The organism is Streptomyces sp. NPDC045021 (genome assembly GCF_056432645.1).
In genome coordinates this window covers 220374-237023 of record NZ_JBWKIQ010000011.1, presented here as the reverse complement: position 1 = coordinate 237023, position 16650 = coordinate 220374, and the positions used below count along the sequence as shown (strand labels likewise).

Here is a 16650-nt window from a genome sequence, read left to right as displayed (position 1 = left end):
CTACGCGGGGTCGCGGCGCAGCCGGAACCAGTAGAAGCCGTGGCCGGCCAGGGTCAGCAGATACGGCAGTTGGCCGATGGCGGGGAACCGCACCCCGCCGATGAGCTCGACAGGGTGCCGGCCGCTGAACGTCCGCAGATCCAGCTCGGTGGGCTGGGGGAAGCGGGAGAAGTTGTGCACACACAGGACGAGGTCGTCGCCGTATTCCCGCAGGAACGCCAGAACAGCGGGGTTGCTGGAGGGCAGTTCCGTGTAGGAGCCGAGCCCGAAGGCCGGGTTCTGCTTGCGGATCTCGATCATGCGGCGGGTCCAGTGCAGCAGCGAGGACGGGCTGCTCATCGCCGCTTCGACGTTGGTGACCTGGTAGCCGTAGACCGGATCCATGATGGTCGGTAGGTAGAGCCGGCCGGGGTCGCACGAGGAGAAGCCCGCGTTGCGGTCGGGCGTCCACTGCATGGGGGTGCGGACCGCGTCCCGGTCGCCGAGCCAGATGTTGTCGCCCATGCCGATCTCGTCGCCGTAGTACAGGATCGGCGAGCCGGGCAGCGACAGCAGCAGTGCCGTGAAGAGTTCGATCTGGTTGCGGTCGTTGTCCAGCAGTGGGGCGAGCCGGCGGCGGATGCCGATGTTGGCCCGCATCCGCGGGTCCTTGGCGTACTCCGCGTACATGTAGTCGCGCTCTTCGTCGGTGACCATTTCGAGGGTCAGCTCGTCATGGTTGCGCAGGAAGATGCCCCACTGGCAGGTCTGCGGGATGGCCGGGGTCTTGGCCAGGATTTCCGAGACGGGGTAGCGGGACTCGCGGCGCACCGCCATGAAGATGCGTGGCATCACCGGGAAGTGGAACGCCATGTGGCACTCGTCGCCGCCGCGCTGGAAGTCGCCGAAGTAGTCGACGACGTCCTCCGGCCACTGGTTGGCCTCGGCGAGCAGCACGGTGTCCGGGTAGTGCAGGTCGATCTCGGCGCGGACCCGCTTCAGGAACTGGTGGGTCTGCGGCAGGTTCTCGCAGTTGGTGCCCTCCTGCTGGTAGAGGTAGGGCACCGCGTCGAGCCGGAAGCCGTCGATCCCGAGGTCGAGCCAGAACCGCAGCGCGGCCAGGATCTCCTCCTGGACCTGCGGGTTCTCGTAGTTGAGATCCGGCTGGTGGGAGAAGAACCGGTGCCAGTAGTACTGCTTGCGCACCGGGTCGAAGGTCCAGTTGGACGTCTCGGTGTCGACGAAGATGATCCGTGCGTCCTGGAACTCCTTGTCGTCGTCCGCCCAGGTGTAGTAGTCGCCGTACGGGCCGTCCGGGTCGGATCGGGACTGCTGGAACCACTCGTGCTGGTCGCTGGTGTGGTTCATGACGAAGTCGATGATCACGCGCATGCCGCGCTGGTGTGCCGCGTCCACGAACTCCACGAAGTCGGCGAGGTCGCCGAATTCCGGGAGCACGGCGGTGTAGTCGGCGACGTCGTAGCCGCCGTCGCGCAGCGGCGAGGCGAAGAAGGGCGGCAGCCACAGGCAGTCCACGCCGAGCCATTGCAGGTAGTCGAGCTTGGCGGTGATGCCCTTCAGGTCACCGACACCATCGCCGTTGCTGTCCTGGAAGGACCGCACGAGGACTTCGTAGAACACCGCCCGCTTGAACCAGTCGGGATCTCGGTCCTTTGCCGGTGTGTCCTCGAAGGTGTCAGGAACGGGTTCGTTGACGATCAACTGAGTGACCCTCCGATCGAAGGAGACGGTCGCAGGTGAACGATGTGCGCGGGCGTCCGGCCCGGTTCGAGGCGCACATAGTTTTCCCTGCCCCAGTGGTAGGTCTCGCCGGTGAGCTCGTCGCGCACCGGGACGGACTCGTGCCAGGTCAGGCCGAGTTCCGGCATGTTCAACGAGACGGTGGCCTCCTGGGTGTGGTGCGCGTCGAGGTTGACGACCACCAGTACGACGTCGTCGCCGCTGCGCTTGGAGTACGCGAGCACCGCGTCGTTGTCCGTGGGGTGGAATGCCAGCTCACGCAGCTGCTGCAGGGCCGGATGGCGGCGCCGCAACCGGTTGAGCTGCGTGATGAACGGGGCCAGCGAGCGTCCTTCCGCCTCGGCCGCGGCCCAGTCGCGGGGACGCAGCTCGTACTTCTCGGAGTGCAGGTACTCCTCGCCGCCGTGTCGCACGGCGTCGCCCTCGAACAGCTCGAAGCCCGCGTAGACCCCCCAGGTGGGTGACATCGTCGCGGCCAGCACGGCGCGCACCTCGAACGCGGGGCGGCCACCGTGCTGAAGGTACGCGTGCAGGATGTCCGGCGTGTTGACAAAGAAATTCGGCCGCATGTAACTGGCCGCGTCCCCGGACAGCTCCGTCAGATAGTCGGTCAGCTCCTCCTTGGCCGTGCGCCAGGTGAAGTACGTGTACGACTGCTGGAAGCCGATCTTCGCCAGGGTGTGCATCATCGCGGGCCGGGTGAACGCCTCGGCCAGGAAGATCACGTCGGGATCGGTGCGGTTGATGTCGGCGATGACCTTCTCCCAGAAGACCACCGGCTTGGTGTGCGGGTTGTCGACCCGGAAGATCCGTACGCCGTGCTCCATCCAGTACCGCAGGACGCGCAGCGTCTCGTGCACGATCCCCGGCATGTCGGCGTCGAAGGCGATGGGGTAGATGTCCTGGTACTTCTTCGGCGGGTTCTCGGCGTAGGCGATGGTGCCGTCGGGCCGGTGGGCGAACCACTCCGGGTGCTTGTCGACCCAGGGGTGGTCCGGGGAGCACTGCAGGGCGAAGTCGAGGGCGATCTCCAGCCGCAGGTCGCGGGCCTGCGCCACGAAGAAGTCGAAGTCCTCGATGGTGCCCAGATCGGGGTGGATGGCGTCGTGCCCGCCCTCCGGCGAGCCGATCGCCCAGGGGCAGCCGACATCGTCGGGGCCCGCGACGAGGCTGTTGTCCGGGCCCTTGCGGAAGGCGGTGCCGATCGGGTGGATCGGCGGCAGGTACAGGACGTCGAATCCCATGGCGGCGACGGCCGGCAGCCGTTCGGCGGCGGTGCGGAAGGTGCCGGACCGCGGCGGGCTGCCCTCCTTGACGACGGCGCCCTCGGAGCGCGGGAACAGCTCGTACCAGGAGCCGAAGAGCGCCCGCCGGCGCTCGACCTGCAGCGGCATCGGACGGGAGGCGGTGACCAGTTCCCGCAGCGGGAACCGGTCGAGGACGGCGATGACCTCGGGGGTCACTGCCGCGGCGTGCCGCTCCGCCGCGGTCCTGCTCTCGTCGAGCAGCCGGTCGACGGCGGCCAGTACGGCGGCCCGGCCGTCGTTCTTGGGCACTCCGGCGGCGGCCAGCTCGTGCAGCCTGGCACCCTCGGCGAGGACCAGGGCGGTGTCCATACCGGCCGGGATCTTGATGCCCGCGACATGCCGCCAGGTGGTGACCGGATCGCTCCAGGCCTCCACCGTGTACGTCCAGCGGCCCTCCGCCGGCGGGGTGATGTCGGCGCCCCACCGGTCGGTGCCGGGGGCCAGTTCCCGCATGGGGGTCCAGGGTCCCGAGCGGCCGTTCGGGTCGCGCAGCACGACATTGGCGGCTACCGCGTCATGGCCTTCGCGGAAGACCGTGGCGGTGACCTGGAAGGTCTCGCCGGCGACCGCTTTGGCCGGCCGGCGGCCGCAGTCCACGAGCGGGCGGACGTCGAGGACGGGGATGCGACCGATCATTGCCTCACCTGGGAGCGCTGGGGGATGGACAGGAGGGGGATGCTCCGGAGGCTGCTTGCGCCGGCGGGCGGCGGCGCGGCGGGCGGCTTCCTTGCGTGCTCCCGCTCTTTGTATCTGCTCCTGTGGACGTGTTCTCGCGTGCATGGCCGCTCCTGTCCGCGTTCACTCGGTTGGAGGGTCGGGCGAATGGCGGAGTCGCGAGGGGTTCGGAAGACTCCGCATTGCCGGGAGCCTTCCCATTGGAAGGCAGTCAAAAGCTCCCGTGAAGGGGTACTGGCGCGTACTTTGCGGGGAGTTGGATATCGACCTCGCGTACAAAGGCGTAAGCCGCCCGGCCCCGCAGGACGGGAGGGGCCGGGCGGCTGGTCGGTGAACGTGTCGGGGGGCGGTCAGAGGGGGCGGCTGGACCAGGTCTGCCAGGGCTGCGTGGCCACCCAGTCGGCGACGGAGGTGAGCTTGATGCCCAGCGCCTGCTCCGCCTCCCGCGGGTCGCCGTCCATCAGCCGCTCGTCCGTGCCGTCCGCCATGTAGTGGTAGATCCCGGCGACGCCGGCGGCCGCGTTCGGGCCGATGGCCTTGGCCAGCGCGGCCTCGAAGGCGGCGGGCGGCAGTGCCTGGTACTCGACCGGCCGGCCGAGGCCCTCGGCGAACGCGTCGGCGAGCTCGTTCCCGTCGACGGCCTGTCCGCCGCCGATGTCCAGGACGCGGCCGTCGAGGCCGTCGTTGAAGAGCGCGGCGGCCACCGCGACCGCCAGATCGTCGTGCGAGATCCACGCGACCCGCTGGTGGGTGGGGAGCGGGTAGGCCAGCACGCCCTCGTCGACCAGGGCAGGGCCGTTCCAGGGACTGAAGAGGTTGTCCAGGTACACCGGCGGTCGCAGTACGACCAACGGCACCCCGCAGTCGGCGAGCACCGCCTCGGCGAGACGGCGGGTCTCGAACGCGGCGACTCCGGCGGTGTCCGTCGGCACGCGGGTGTTCGCGTTGTACACGATCCGGGTCACCCCGGATTCGAGAGCGGCCTCCGCGATGTGGATCGCATACGTCTCAATACGTATCGGGTCGTACTCCAATGGCATGGTCACCACTGCGTGCGTGGCGCCCTTGAACGCCCACATCACGTCATCCCGACTTCCCAGGTCGCCGGCCACGAACGAGACCCCCGCGATGTCCGGGCGCGCTACTGCCGGCCGCCGTGTCAGGCTCCGGACCCGGTGCCCGCGTCCGGCGAGCAGCCGGGCCACGGCGCCCCCCTGGAAGCCGGTCGCTCCCACGACCAAGCAACGCTGGTGAATCTCCTCCGACATCGGTGTGTCGCCCTTCGCTAGAATGAATCAGCGATTCCGCCTTCACCTCAGGCTGGACGGGGCGCTCAGGGGCGGCAATAAGCAAACCGGGACGGGGATTAAGGGTTCGTCCATGGAATCTGGCGGGAACGACCTCCTCAGCGAACTGCTCAGGCCGCTGCGTCTGACCGGCGTGTTCGACAGCCTCTGGACGCTGCGGGCGCCCTGGGCGATCGAGGGAGACTCCGAGCAGAGCTGCGCGATCCTGCACTACATGGTGGAGGGCGACTGCTGGATCAGCGCGGGCGACTGCCCACCGATCCAGCTCCGCCAGGGGGACTTGGCGGTCTTCCCCACCGGGACCGCCCACCGGCTGTCGGATCTGCCCGGGAGGCAGGGCGTCCCGCTCAGGGCGGTGCTCCCGGAGCGCGAGCCCGGCACGTCCGGGGTGCTCGTCGTGGAGGGCACCGGCGAGCAGAGCCGCATCCTGTGCGCCGGGCTGCACTACGACGCGACGGCCGCGACCTCGCTGTACCGGGCGCTGCCGTGGTCCCTGGTGCTGGACCGGACGCAGGTCGACAAGGAACCGCTGCTGCGCGACACGCTGGCCTCGCTGGCCGCCGCCGAGCGGCGCGGCGAGCCGGGGTCGCAACTGGTCACCCTGCGGGCGTTCGAGATGGCCTTCGTGCTGGCGCTGCGCCCGCTGCTGCGCGAGCTGTCCGACAACCCGGCGGTGCTGCCCGCCCTGCGCCACCCGGGTATCAGCAGGGCGCTCGTCATCGTCTCCACCCGCTTCTCGGAGCCGTGGACGATCGAGGCGCTGGCCCGCGAGGTCGGCATGTCGCGGTCGGCGTTCACCGCCACGTTCCGGGAGCTGGTCGGCGAGGCGCCGGCCCGGCATCTGACCGGTCGTCGGATGCAGGAGGCCGCCCGGCTGTTGACCGAAACGGCCGTTCCGCAGGCCGCAGTGCCGCCCCGGGTCGGCTACCAGAGCGCCGTCGGCTTCCATCTGGCGTTCCGCAAGTGGTTCGGGACAACGCCCGGTGAATACAGGGGCAACTGGCCGGTTCATAAACGGGACCGGCAGGACGTTCATTGATTAGCACACGTGTATGAGGCAGTCTCTTCAACGGCGCGTCGAAGATCGTTGAGGAGACACGGTGACCAGGTCCGGCCAGGAGTACAAGGATTCGCTGCGAGACGGACGCGAGATCTGGATCGACGGGGAGCGGGTCAAGGACATCACCCGCCACCCCGCCTTCCGCAACACCGTCGACTCCATCGCGGGGCTCTACGACCTGTCGCACGACTCCGGGCACTCCGCGGTACTCACCGAAGGGGGCGTCCACCGCGCCTTCCTGATACCCCGTTCGTACGAGGACCTGGTCGCCCGCCGCAAGGCACACAAGGTCTGGGCAGAGGCGAGTTTCGGCTATCTGGGCCGCACCCCCGACTACATGGCCTCCGGGATAGCGGGTTTCGCGGCCGCGCCGCAGCTCTTCACGACGGACACGTTCGACGGCGCGCCGAACGTCGCGGCGTACCACCGGCGGATGTCGGAGGGCGATCTGTACCCGACGTTCACCATCACCAATCCGCAGATCGACCGGACGAAGTCGGCGGCCGAGCAGGAGCGCGACGACCTCGTCGTCCGGGTGGTGGAGGAGCGCGACGGCGGCATCGTCGTGCGCGGCGCCAAGATGATCGGCACCGCGGCGGTCTTCGGCAACGAGGTCCTCGTCGGCACCATCGAGCCGCTGGCCCCGCAGGACGTCGAGCACGCGGTCTGCTTCTCGGTGCCGATCGACACCCCGGGCCTGAAGTTCATCTCCCGCACCTCCTACGAGGCCCAAGCGCGCAGCGTCTTCGACAACCCGCTCTCCTCGCGCTTCGACGAGAACGACGCCCTGCTGGTCTGCGACGACGTCTTCGTCCCGTGGGAGAACGTCCTGGCGTACCGCAATGTCGACGTCTGCTTCGGCCAGTGGTGGCAGACCCCCGCGTACGTCAACTTCGTCCACCAGGCGGCCACCCGCTTCTGGACCAAGCTGGAGTTCCTCACCGGCGTCGCGATCCTGCTCGCCAAGGCCAACAACACCTACCAGCTGCCGCCGGTCCAGACCCAGATCGGCCGGCTGATGGGCTGGGTGGCCCAGGCCAGGTCCATGGTGCTGGCCGCAGAGGCCGGTTTCCAGCAGGTCGACGGCGGACGCGGCGGCGTGATGCCCGACAAGGAGATCTCCTACGCCCACCGGATCATGGCCGGTGACATCTACCCCAGGGCGATCGGCGAGATCAAGCTGCTGGCCGGCGGCGGCGTCATCCAGCTCCCCGCCTCCGCGCAGGACCTGCTGCACCCGGAGATCGGCCCCGTCATCGCGAAGTACATCCGCTCGCCGGGACACCCGGCGCAGGACCGCGTCAAGCTGCTCAAGCTCGCCTGGGACGCGCTCGGTACGGAGTTCGCCGGACGGCACGAGCAGTACGAGCGCTTCTACCACGGCGCCCCGCACGTCTATCTGCTGCAGCAGGCGTGGGAGGGCGACACCGGTGCCTGCGAGAGCCTGGCCCGGACCTGCCTCGACGGGTACGAACTGCAGCCGCTGCCCCGGGCCTGAGGCGATGGTGCATCGACGCAGTCTCGCGCTCGCCCTGCTGGCCTCGACCCAACTGCTGCTGATCCTGGACACCGCGATCATCAACGTGGCGCTGCCGTCCATCGGCGAGGACCTCGGCACCGACGCCGCCGGCCTGTCCTGGGTCGCCAACGCGTATCTGATCACTTTCGGCGGCTTCCTGCTGCTGGCCGGACGGGTCGCCGACCTCGTCGGCCACCGCCGGCTCTTCACGGCCGGACTGGCCCTGCTGTCCGCCTCCTCCCTCGGCGGCGCCTTCGCCGGCGACAGCGGGCTGCTCGTCGCCGCCCGTGCCTTACAAGGGGTCGGGGCGGCCTGCGCGGCCGCCGCGGCGTTCGCGCTGGTGCTGCTGCTGTTCGCCGACGGACCGGAACGGCACCGTGCCCTGGGGGTGTTCGCGGCGCTCGGGGGGCTGGGCGGCGCGCTGGGCACGGTGCTGGGCGGCGTACTCACCTCCGGCTTCGGCTGGCGCTCCACGTTCGTCCTGAACGTGGTGGTGGGTGCGGCGCTCATCGCCCTGACGCCGGCAGCGCCGGCCCCCGTCCTCCCCCGCCGCGAGCGGGGCGCGACCGTGTCGGGAACCCTCAGGGAGTTCGACCTCGGCGGCGCGCTCACCGCCACCGGCGGACTCAGCCTGATCGCGTACGCGCTGGTCGACGCGGGTAGCGCGGGCTGGACCGACGCCGGCACGCTCCTCGCCGGAGCCGCGGGAGTACTCCTGCTGACGGCGTTCGCGGCCATCGAGGCCCGCGCCGCGCATCCGCTCGTTCCCCCCGGCGTGCTCGGGCGGCCCGCCCTGCGGCTGGCCAACATCCTCGGCGCGCTCGCGCAGATGGCGCTCTTCCCGATGTTCTTCCTGGTGAGCCTCTATCTGCAGCATGTACTGGAGTACGCGCCGGTCGCCGGCGGGCTCGGACTGCTGCCGCTGTCGATCGTCGTCGTGCTGACCGCACCGCAGACCGGGCGGCTGGTCTCGCGCTTCGGACTGCGCCCGGTGATGACCGCGGGCTTCGCGCTGGTGGCCGCCGCGACGGTCTGGCTCGCCCTGTCGCTGACGGCGGACGGATCGTTCGTCACCACCGTCCTCGCCCCCAGCCTGCTGATCGGGATCGGGCTGCCGCTGGTCATGGTGACCACCAATGTCGCCGCGACCGCGCAGGCGGGAGCCGGCGAGACCGGCCTGGTGTCAGGACTGATCAACACCAGCCAACAGTTCGGCTCGGTCCTCGGTCTCGCGGTACTCGTCGCGGTCGCCGCCGCGCACACCCGGACCGCGGGCACCGGCCCGGCCGCCGAAGCCGCGGGCTTCCGCACCGCGCTGCTCGTCGGCGCCGCCTTCGCCGCGGCCGCCACCCTCCTGACGCTGCTGCTGCGCAGCCCGTCGCGGGAGAAGGCCGACCCCATGCCCAGCACACACACATCCCTGTGACCCTCGGAATGACGGTGCCCCACATGTCTGTGCTCCACGTGCTCCAAGGGCAAGAGCCCTACTACCGGATCGAGGAGATACGCGGCGTCGACCCGCTGGGAGCGGACGAGGCCTGCGAGAAGCTCCGCGTCATGAACGCGGACGGTGATGTGTCCGGCATGGTCACCTCGCTGCGCGAACTGCTCCCGGAGACCGCCGTCCTGGACGACTTCTCCACGGTGGAGAACCTGGCGGCCATGCGTGACCTGGGCATCTTCCTCGGCTCCATCAAGCGGCACGGCACCGAGCCGCTCGACGCCGTACCGGAGGCGCTGCCGGTGCTGCGCGCGCTGGGCCGCCGCACCGGCATGGTCCCCCGGGACACCGTCCACCACTACACGGCCTGGAACCCGGTCGGCGGCCGCCAGCGCATGTACACCGGCGACCCCATGGAGGCCTGCCTCCAGGACGCCGTCCGGATGGTCTTCCCCAGCCTGTGCGCCTCGCTGGACGCCTGCTCGGAACTGGCCACCCTCGAACCGCACGACAGCCGGTTCTCGTCCTGCCTCGACCGGCTCGCCGGACTCGTCCAGGCCATGGTCGACTCGATCGACTTCACCATCGCCAACGTCTCGCCGGTCTTCTTCGCGCGGGTACTGCGCCCCTACTTCGAGGAGATCACCCTCGACGGCCGGGAGTACCTCGGCCCGGCGGCGGCCCAGGTCCCGCTCTGGCTGGTCGATCTGACGCTCTGGCAGTCCGACCGCACCACCGGGCGGTACGAGTCCTTCCTCGCCGAGTCGGTGCCCTACAGCCTCCCCGCCTGGCGCACCTTCCACGCGCGGTACAAGGACTGCCCCTCCGCCGTGGGCAAGCTCTCCTTCGCGATCAGCTGGGAGGAGGCGGACCGGCTTCCGCCCACCCTGCGGGCCAGCGCCGTCGCGCTGGCGCGGGTGCTGCGCATCCTGAAGACCTTCCGGGCCCGGCACATCCGTATCGCCCGCGAGGCGTACAGCGACGAGGTGCGGCTGTACGACTACGGGAGCGGCGGCGCTCCCGTCGAACTGCTGCGCTCCGTACTCGACCTGACCCGCGAGAACGAGACGCTGGTCCGGCGCTCCACCGAAGGGGAACGATGAACCGCATCGTCATCGCGGGAGGCGGCATCGCCGGCCTCGCCGCCGCGCTCAGCCTGCACGCCGTCGGCTGCACCGACGTGATGGTCGTCGAGGCCGCCCCGGAGATCCAGCCGGTCGGCGCGGGACTCAACATCATGCCCAACGCGGTCCGCGAACTGGCGGCCCTGGGGCTGTACGAGGAACTGGCCGCCGTATCGGTGCCCACCAGCGAGTTGCGGTACTACCACAGCAGCGGCAGCCTCGTCTGGCAGGAGCCGCGCGGCACCGGCGCCGGATACCGCTGGCCGCAGCTGTCGATCCACCGCGGTCAGTTGCAGAGCGTGCTGTCGCGCGCGGTCCGTGACCGGCTCGGCCGCTCGGCGGTCGTCTCCGGCGCGCGGGTGGACGACTTCGCCGAGCTGCCCGGCTCCCGGCTGCGCGTCGCCATCAGGGACCGGGCAAGCGGAGCGAGCACCGACATCGGCGCAGAGATCCTGATCGGCGCGGACGGCATCCGCTCGGCGGTCCGCTCGGCGATGTACCCGGGCGAGGGCGAGCCGCCGTGGAACGGCATGCTGGTCTGGCGCGGGGTCTCCTGGATGCCGGCCGACCGCGTCGGCACCTTCATGTTCATCGCGGGGAACGACCGGCAGAAGGCCGTCGTCTACCCGATGACGATCCCCGCGGCGCCCGGCGAGAAGGTGCTCGTCAACTGGGCGCTGGCGATGCCGGCGGAGCAGGGCGGCGCGCCGGACCGCAGCGACTGGAACCGCCCGGTGCCCACCGCCAAGTTTCGCCGTCACTACGGGGGCTGGACATTCGACGGTGTGGACGTCGGCGAGGTCATCGACGCCGCGGAGGCCGCCTTCGAGTACCCGATGGTGGACCGCGAGCCGCTGGTGCGCTGGACCTTCGGCGGGGCGACGCTGATCGGCGACGCCGCCCACGCGATGTACCCGATCGGTTCCAACGGCGCCACCCAGTCGATCATCGACGGCCGCGCCCTGGCCCATGCGATGGCCGCCCACGAGGACCCCGCGCGGGCCCTTCTGGCCTACGAGGCGGAGCGCCGCCCGCCCATGACGGAACTGCAGCGCTCCAACCGCCGGCTGGGCCCGGAGGTGGTCATCAACATGGTCCACGAGCGGGCCCCCGACGGCTTCACGGACATCCACGACGTGATCCCGCGCAGCGAACTGGAGACGATCGCCAGGAGCTACGCCGTGGCCGGCGCGTTCGACCCGGCCACGGTGAACCAGGGCTCGCCGTACGACATCGGAGCCGTCCGCCCCGTCCGCCCCGTCCGCCCCGTCCGCCCCGTCCGAGCCGTCCGGGCGGTGCGCTGAGCGTCGACGTGAGCGGGCTGGACTTGGGAGGTCGTGGAGGTCATACGGCGATGCTAACCGGCACCTCTGTCAGCCCCGGCGGTCCGCGCGCCGCCCCATGCTGCCCCCGCGCCGCCCGGCGCGGACACGCGCGGCCGAATGCCCCGGCGCACGTCCGTTCGGGCGTTTGAACGAGCGGATCGTGGATAGCGGACGGATCGCGGGGCGGGACCCGGCTACCGTCGTAGCGTGAAGGCAATCCGTCGTTTCACCGTGCGAACTGTCCTGCCGGAACCGCTGCGTCCGCTCGGCGAACTGGCACAGAATCTGCGCTGGTCCTGGCACCCGGAGTCCCGGGAGCTGTTCCAGACCGTCGACGAGGAGGGCTGGCGGGCCGCTGCCGGAGACCCGGTACGGCTGCTCGGCGCCGTCTCCCGGGAACGGCTGGAGGCCCTCGCCCAGGACCGCAGATTCCTGCGCAGACTCTCCTCCGCCGCCGAGGACCTGACCGACTACCTCACCAATCCGCGCTGGTACCAGGGGCAGTCCTCGGAACTCCCCGCCGCCATCGCCTACTTCTCGCCCGAGTTCGGGATCACCGCCGCCCTGCCCCAGTACTCGGGCGGTCTCGGCATCCTGGCCGGGGACCACCTCAAGGCCGCCAGCGACCTCGGAGTGCCGCTGATCGGCGTCGGACTGCTCTACCGGCACGGCTACTTCCGCCAGAGCCTGTCCCGCGAGGGCTGGCAGCAGGAGCACTACCCGGTCCTCGACCCCAACGAACTGCCGCTGAGCCTGCTGCGCGAGCAGGACGGCACCCCCGCCCACGTCGTCCTCGCCCTGCCCGGCGGCCGGTCGCTGACCGCCCACATCTGGAAGGCCCAGGTGGGCCGGGTCCCGCTGCTGCTCCTCGACTCCGACGTCGAGGAGAACCACCGCGCGGAACGCGATGTCACCGACCGACTGTACGGCGGTGGCAGCGAGCACCGGCTGCTGCAGGAGATGCTGCTCGGCATCGGCGGAGTACGCGCCGTCCGTACGTACTGCCGGCTCACCGCGCACCCGGCCCCCGAGGTCTTCCACACCAACGAGGGCCACGCCGGATTCCTCGGCCTGGAGCGCATCCGCGAACTCGGCGGCGAAGGGCTCGGCTTCGACGCGGCCGTGGAGGCGGTACGGGCCGGCACCGTCTTCACCACCCACACCCCCGTCCCCGCCGGGATCGACCGCTTCGACCGCGAGCTGGTCGGGCAGCACCTCGGCGACGGCGGCGAACTGCCCGGTGTCGACATCCAGCGGGTGCTGGAGCTGGGCATGGAGACGTACTCCGGCGGCGACGCGAACGTCTTCAACATGGCGGTGATGGGGCTGCGCCTCGCCCAGCGCGCCAACGGCGTCTCCACGCTGCACGGCGCCGTCAGCCGGCAGATGTTCGCCGGGCTGTGGCCCGGGTTCGACGCCGACGAGGTACCGATCGCCTCCATCACCAACGGGGTGCACGCCCCCACCTGGGTGGCCCCCGAGGTCTTCCGGCTCGGCGCCCGCCAGATCGGCGCGCAGCGTGCCGAGGACGCCCTGATGATCGGCGAGACCCAGCGCTGGGAACCCGTCGCCGAGATCCCGGACCCGGCCGTGTGGGAGCTGCGCCGGGTGCTGCGCGAGCAGCTCGTGGACGACGTACGGCGCCGGGTGCGTGCCTCGTGGCGGCAGCGCGGCGCCGGCCAGGCCGAGCTCGGCTGGGTGGACGGGGTGCTGGACCCCGACATCCTGACCATCGGCTTCGCCCGCCGCGTCCCCTCCTACAAGCGGCTCACCCTGATGCTCCGCGACCAGGACCGGCTGATGGAGCTGCTGCTGCACCCCGAGCGGCCGATCCAGATCGTCGTGGCGGGCAAGGCCCACCCGGCGGACGACGGCGGCAAGCGGCTCGTCCAGGAACTGGTGCGCTTCGCCGACGACCCGCGGGTCCGCCACCGCATCGTCTTCCTGCCCGACTACGACATGGGCATGGCCCAGCACCTCTACCCCGGCTGCGACGTCTGGCTCAACAACCCGCTGCGTCCCCTGGAGGCGTGCGGCACCTCCGGCATGAAGGCCGCCCTCAACGGCTGCCTCAACCTGTCCGTGCTCGACGGGTGGTGGGACGAGTGGTTCGACGGCAACAACGGCTGGGCCATTCCCACGGCTGACGGCTTCGCGGACGACGATCCCGACCGCCGGGACGATGTGGAGGCCGCGGCGCTCTACGACCTCGTCGAGAACCAGGTCGCCCCGCGCTTCTACGACCATGACGCGAACGGCCTGCCCGCCCGCTGGATCGAGATGGTCCGGCACACTCTGGTGACCCTGGGGCCCAAGGTGCTCGCGGGACGCATGGTGCGTGACTACGTCGGGCAGCTCTACGCCCCGGCCGCCCTCGCGCACCGGGCCATCGCCGGCGACGCCGCCCGGGAACTCGCCACCTGGAAGGCCCGGGTCCGCGGTGACTGGCACCGGGTCACCGTCGACCATGTCGAGACCGGCTCGGTCGGCGGATCCCCCGAGCTGGGCTCCACCCTGACCCTGCGGGTCCAGGTGACCCTGGGCGACCTCGACCCCGGCGATGTCGATGTCCAGGTCCTGTCCGGGCGGGTGGACGACGCCGATCGCATCTCCGACCCGGCGATCGTCTCCCTCAAACCGGCCTCCCAGCCCGATATCGAGGGCCGCCGCCTGTACGAGGGCCCGCTCACCCTCGACCGGACCGGCCCCTTCGGCTACACCGTCCGCGTCCTGCCCACCCACCCGCTGCTCGCCGCCCCCGCGGAGCTCGGCCTCATCGCCACTCCCGCCGAATCCGAGGGGATGACGGCGGGCATACTCCGCTAGCGCGTCACACGGCACACGGCGCACGTCACACGGCGCACGCCAAAACGCGACGGCCGGTACCAGGGACTCCCTGGTACCGGCCGTCGCGTTCGTCGGTGGTGCTGCTGCTGTGCGGTCGGACCGTATGGTCAGGCCGCGCGGCGGCCGCCGCCCGCGCCGTCCTCGCGACGGGCACGACGACCCACGGCGCCGCCTCGGCCCGCGGCCGTGCGGCTGCCGGCGGCGGGGCGGCCGGGGGTGCCGCCCCGGCCGTTGACGCCGGCCCGGCCGGAGCCCGCCGCCGCGCCCTCGGCGTCGGTACGGGGACGGCCGCCACGGCCGCCGCGGGTGTTGCCGCCGCTGCGCGGCGTGCCCGTCGGTGCGGCGGCAGTGCTGGCTCCGGCAGCTGCCGCGCCGGCGGGGCGACGGCCACGGCCGCGGGTGCCGGAGACCTTGTTCGTCTTCGGCTTGGCGGCTTCCTGCGCGGCGGCGTGCACCGGGTCGTGGATGGTGACGGCGGCGCCGGACGGCTTGCGGGCACCGGTGACGCGCACCAGCTCGGGGTCGCCGGGGCGCACCCGGGCGGTGTGCGGCTTGATACCGGCCAGCGCCATCAGCCGGGCGTTCTCGCGGCGCTGCGCGGGCAGCACCAGGGTGATGACGGTGCCGGACTCGCCGGCCCGCGCGGTACGGCCGCCGCGGTGCAGGTAGTCCTTGTGGTCGCCGGGCGGGTCGACGTTCACGACCATGTCGAGCCCGTCGATGTGGATACCGCGGGCGGCGACGTTGGTGGCGACCAGCGCGGTGGCCTTGCCGGTACGGAACTGGTCCAGCGCGCGGTTGCGCTGCGGCTGGGACTTGCCGCCGTGCAGGGCGACGGCGGTGACGCCGGCGGCCAGCAGGTGCTTGGTGAGCCGGTCGGCACCGCGCTTGGTGTCGACGAACATGATCACGCCACCCTCGCGGGCGGCGATCTCGGCGGTCACGGCGCGCTTGGTGTCGTCGTCCACGTGCAGCACGTGGTGCTCCATGGTCGTCACGGTCGCGGCCGACGGGTCGACCGAGTGCGTGACCGGGCTGTGCAGGAAGCGCTTGACCAGCCGGTCGACGTTCTTGTCCAGGGTGGCGGAGAAGAGCATCCGCTGGCCGTTCGGCTTCACCTGGTCGAGCAGCCGGGTGACCTGTGGCAGGAAGCCCATGTCGGCCATCTGGTCGGCCTCGTCCAGGACCGTGATCTCGACCTGGTCGAGCATGCAGGCCCGGCGGTCGATGAGGTCGGCGAGCCGGCCGGGCGTGGCGACGAGGATCTCGGCGCCGTTGCGCAGCGCGGCGATCTGGCGGGTGATGGACGCGCCGCCGACCACGGTCGTCTGGCGCAGACCGAGCACCTGGGCGTAGGGCGCGAGCGCCTCGGTGACCTGGGTCGCGAGCTCACGCGTCGGCACCAGGACGAGCGCCAGCGGGCGCTTGGAGTCGGCGCGCTGCCCGGCGGTGCGGGTCAGCATCGGGAGCCCGAAGGCGAGGGTCTTGCCGGAGCCGGTACGGCCACGGCCCAGCACATCCCGGCCGGCGAGCGCGTCGGGCATCGTCGCGGCCTGGATCGGGAACGGCTCGGTGACGCCGTTGGCGTTCAGCGCGGTGACCAGCGCGGGCGAGATCGAGAGTTCGGAGAACAACTTCAAGGGGGAACCTTCCTCGGGACGGAGACGAGGGAGGTCCCTCGGCGCCAGGGGCGGTCCGGCGGATCGCGGACTGCCTCTTCGACGCCTGCGGACCGGCGTCCTGCGGTGCTCCCTGAAGAGCGCCGCACTTGTTTTGTTTCCGCTGCGCGCGAGAGGCCCGCACCGTGCGGTGCGGGCCTCTCGCTACTGGGCGCGATGAGCGCTCAGGGGTGCCTCAGAGAGGGCGGATGTTCTCGGCCTGCGGGCCCTTCTGGCCCTGCGTGACGTCGAACTCGACCTTCTGGCCCTCGAGCAGCTCACGGAAGCCCTGGGTGGCGATGTTCGAGTAGTGGGCGAAGACGTCAGCGCCGCCGCCGTCCTGCTCGATGAAGCCGAAGCCCTTTTCGGAGTTGAACCACTTCACGGTTCCGGTAGCCATGTCTGTCTCCCTAATGGGTGCAGTTAATACAGCACCCGCACTTTACGGATGCCGCGTCGCCGCGATGATCTCCCCACACCGGACATGACGCCGGTAAAACAAATGTGCGCCTGGCCGCAAGGACCGGGCGCACATGGAGTTCATGGGTACCACAACTGCAACGCAGCCAACTGTACCAGAAACGTCGCGGACGATCATCTCGAAAGCGGTCGCGCCGCATGACCTGTGTCACACAGCGCGACCGCCG

Annotated in this window: 11 protein-coding genes; 6 read left to right on the top strand and 5 right to left on the bottom strand. The window is 70.8% G+C overall.

The window, feature by feature from the left end; all coding sequences use genetic code 11:
* The 3 genes from treS to AC07DC_RS29975 all read right to left on the bottom strand — a co-directional run bounded on the left by treS (position 1) and on the right by AC07DC_RS29975 (position 4990).
* Positions 1 to 1701 carry a maltose alpha-D-glucosyltransferase gene (treS, locus tag AC07DC_RS29985; protein WP_478917614.1) on the bottom strand — a complete coding sequence of 567 codons (1701 nt, stop codon included), beginning with the start codon at positions 1699 to 1701 and terminating at the stop codon, positions 1 to 3.
* Positions 1698 to 3683, bottom strand: a complete 1986-nt coding sequence (locus tag AC07DC_RS29980) for an alpha-1,4-glucan--maltose-1-phosphate maltosyltransferase (protein WP_478917613.1) — start codon at positions 3681 to 3683, stop codon at positions 1698 to 1700. The genes treS and AC07DC_RS29980 overlap by 4 nt, the downstream gene beginning before the upstream one ends.
* 389 nt (positions 3684 to 4072) lie before the next feature.
* A complete protein-coding gene (locus AC07DC_RS29975) occupies positions 4073 to 4990 on the bottom strand; it encodes an SDR family oxidoreductase (protein WP_478917612.1) in 918 nt (305 codons plus the stop codon).
* Positions 4991 to 5102: 112 nt separating this feature from the next.
* Here AC07DC_RS29975 and AC07DC_RS29970 point away from each other — a divergent pair, with 112 nt between their 5' ends.
* The 6 genes from AC07DC_RS29970 to glgP all read left to right on the top strand — a co-directional run bounded on the left by AC07DC_RS29970 (position 5103) and on the right by glgP (position 14324).
* Positions 5103 to 6068, top strand: a complete 966-nt coding sequence (locus tag AC07DC_RS29970) for an AraC family transcriptional regulator (RefSeq protein ID WP_478917611.1) — start codon at positions 5103 to 5105, stop codon at positions 6066 to 6068.
* 61 nt (positions 6069 to 6129) lie between these two features.
* Positions 6130 to 7587 carry a 4-hydroxyphenylacetate 3-hydroxylase family protein gene (locus AC07DC_RS29965; protein WP_478917610.1) on the top strand — a complete coding sequence of 486 codons (1458 nt, stop codon included), beginning with the start codon at positions 6130 to 6132 and terminating at the stop codon, positions 7585 to 7587.
* A 4-nt stretch (positions 7588 to 7591) separates the two neighbouring features.
* On the top strand, positions 7592 to 9034 hold the full coding sequence (locus AC07DC_RS29960; protein ID WP_478917609.1) for an MFS transporter: 1443 nt from the start codon (positions 7592 to 7594) through the stop codon (positions 9032 to 9034).
* A 23-nt stretch (positions 9035 to 9057) separates the two neighbouring features.
* Positions 9058 to 10152: a monodechloroaminopyrrolnitrin synthase PrnB family protein gene (locus AC07DC_RS29955; protein WP_478917608.1), complete on the top strand. Its 1095-nt coding sequence runs from the start codon at positions 9058 to 9060 to the stop codon at positions 10150 to 10152.
* Positions 10149 to 11477: a flavin-dependent oxidoreductase gene (locus tag AC07DC_RS29950; protein ID WP_478917607.1), complete on the top strand. Its 1329-nt coding sequence runs from the start codon at positions 10149 to 10151 to the stop codon at positions 11475 to 11477. The genes AC07DC_RS29955 and AC07DC_RS29950 overlap by 4 nt, the downstream gene beginning before the upstream one ends.
* A 228-nt stretch (positions 11478 to 11705) precedes the next feature.
* Positions 11706 to 14324, top strand: a complete 2619-nt coding sequence (gene glgP / locus AC07DC_RS29945; RefSeq protein ID WP_478917606.1) for an alpha-glucan family phosphorylase — start codon at positions 11706 to 11708, stop codon at positions 14322 to 14324.
* Between the two features lie 128 nt (positions 14325 to 14452).
* Here the strand turns inward: glgP and AC07DC_RS29940 are convergent, their stop codons facing one another.
* Together AC07DC_RS29940 and AC07DC_RS29935 are read right to left on the bottom strand one after the other, a co-directional pair.
* Positions 14453 to 15985, bottom strand: a complete 1533-nt coding sequence (locus AC07DC_RS29940) for a DEAD/DEAH box helicase (protein ID WP_478917605.1) — start codon at positions 15983 to 15985, stop codon at positions 14453 to 14455.
* Between the two features lie 214 nt (positions 15986 to 16199).
* On the bottom strand, positions 16200 to 16403 hold the full coding sequence (locus AC07DC_RS29935; RefSeq protein ID WP_138354888.1) for a cold-shock protein: 204 nt from the start codon (positions 16401 to 16403) through the stop codon (positions 16200 to 16202).
* Positions 16404 to 16650: the final 247 nt, after the last annotated feature.

What these genes read in the sequence shown, in the direction of transcription:
- AC07DC_RS29950 (WP_478917607.1), top strand. Translation starts at nt 10,149, where the DNA reads ATGAACCGCATCGTCATCGCGGGAGGCGGCATCGCCGGCCTCGCCGCC.
- AC07DC_RS29935 (WP_138354888.1), bottom strand. Translation starts at nt 16,403, where the DNA reads ATGGCTACCGGAACCGTGAAGTGGTTCAACTCCGAAAAGGGCTTCGGC.
- AC07DC_RS29955 (WP_478917608.1), top strand. Translation starts at nt 9,058, where the DNA reads ATGTCTGTGCTCCACGTGCTCCAAGGGCAAGAGCCCTACTACCGGATC.
- AC07DC_RS29960 (WP_478917609.1), top strand. Translation starts at nt 7,592, where the DNA reads ATGGTGCATCGACGCAGTCTCGCGCTCGCCCTGCTGGCCTCGACCCAA.
- AC07DC_RS29970 (WP_478917611.1), top strand. Translation starts at nt 5,103, where the DNA reads ATGGAATCTGGCGGGAACGACCTCCTCAGCGAACTGCTCAGGCCGCTG.
- AC07DC_RS29980 (WP_478917613.1), bottom strand. Translation starts at nt 3,683, where the DNA reads ATGATCGGTCGCATCCCCGTCCTCGACGTCCGCCCGCTCGTGGACTGC.
- AC07DC_RS29975 (WP_478917612.1), bottom strand. Translation starts at nt 4,990, where the DNA reads ATGTCGGAGGAGATTCACCAGCGTTGCTTGGTCGTGGGAGCGACCGGC.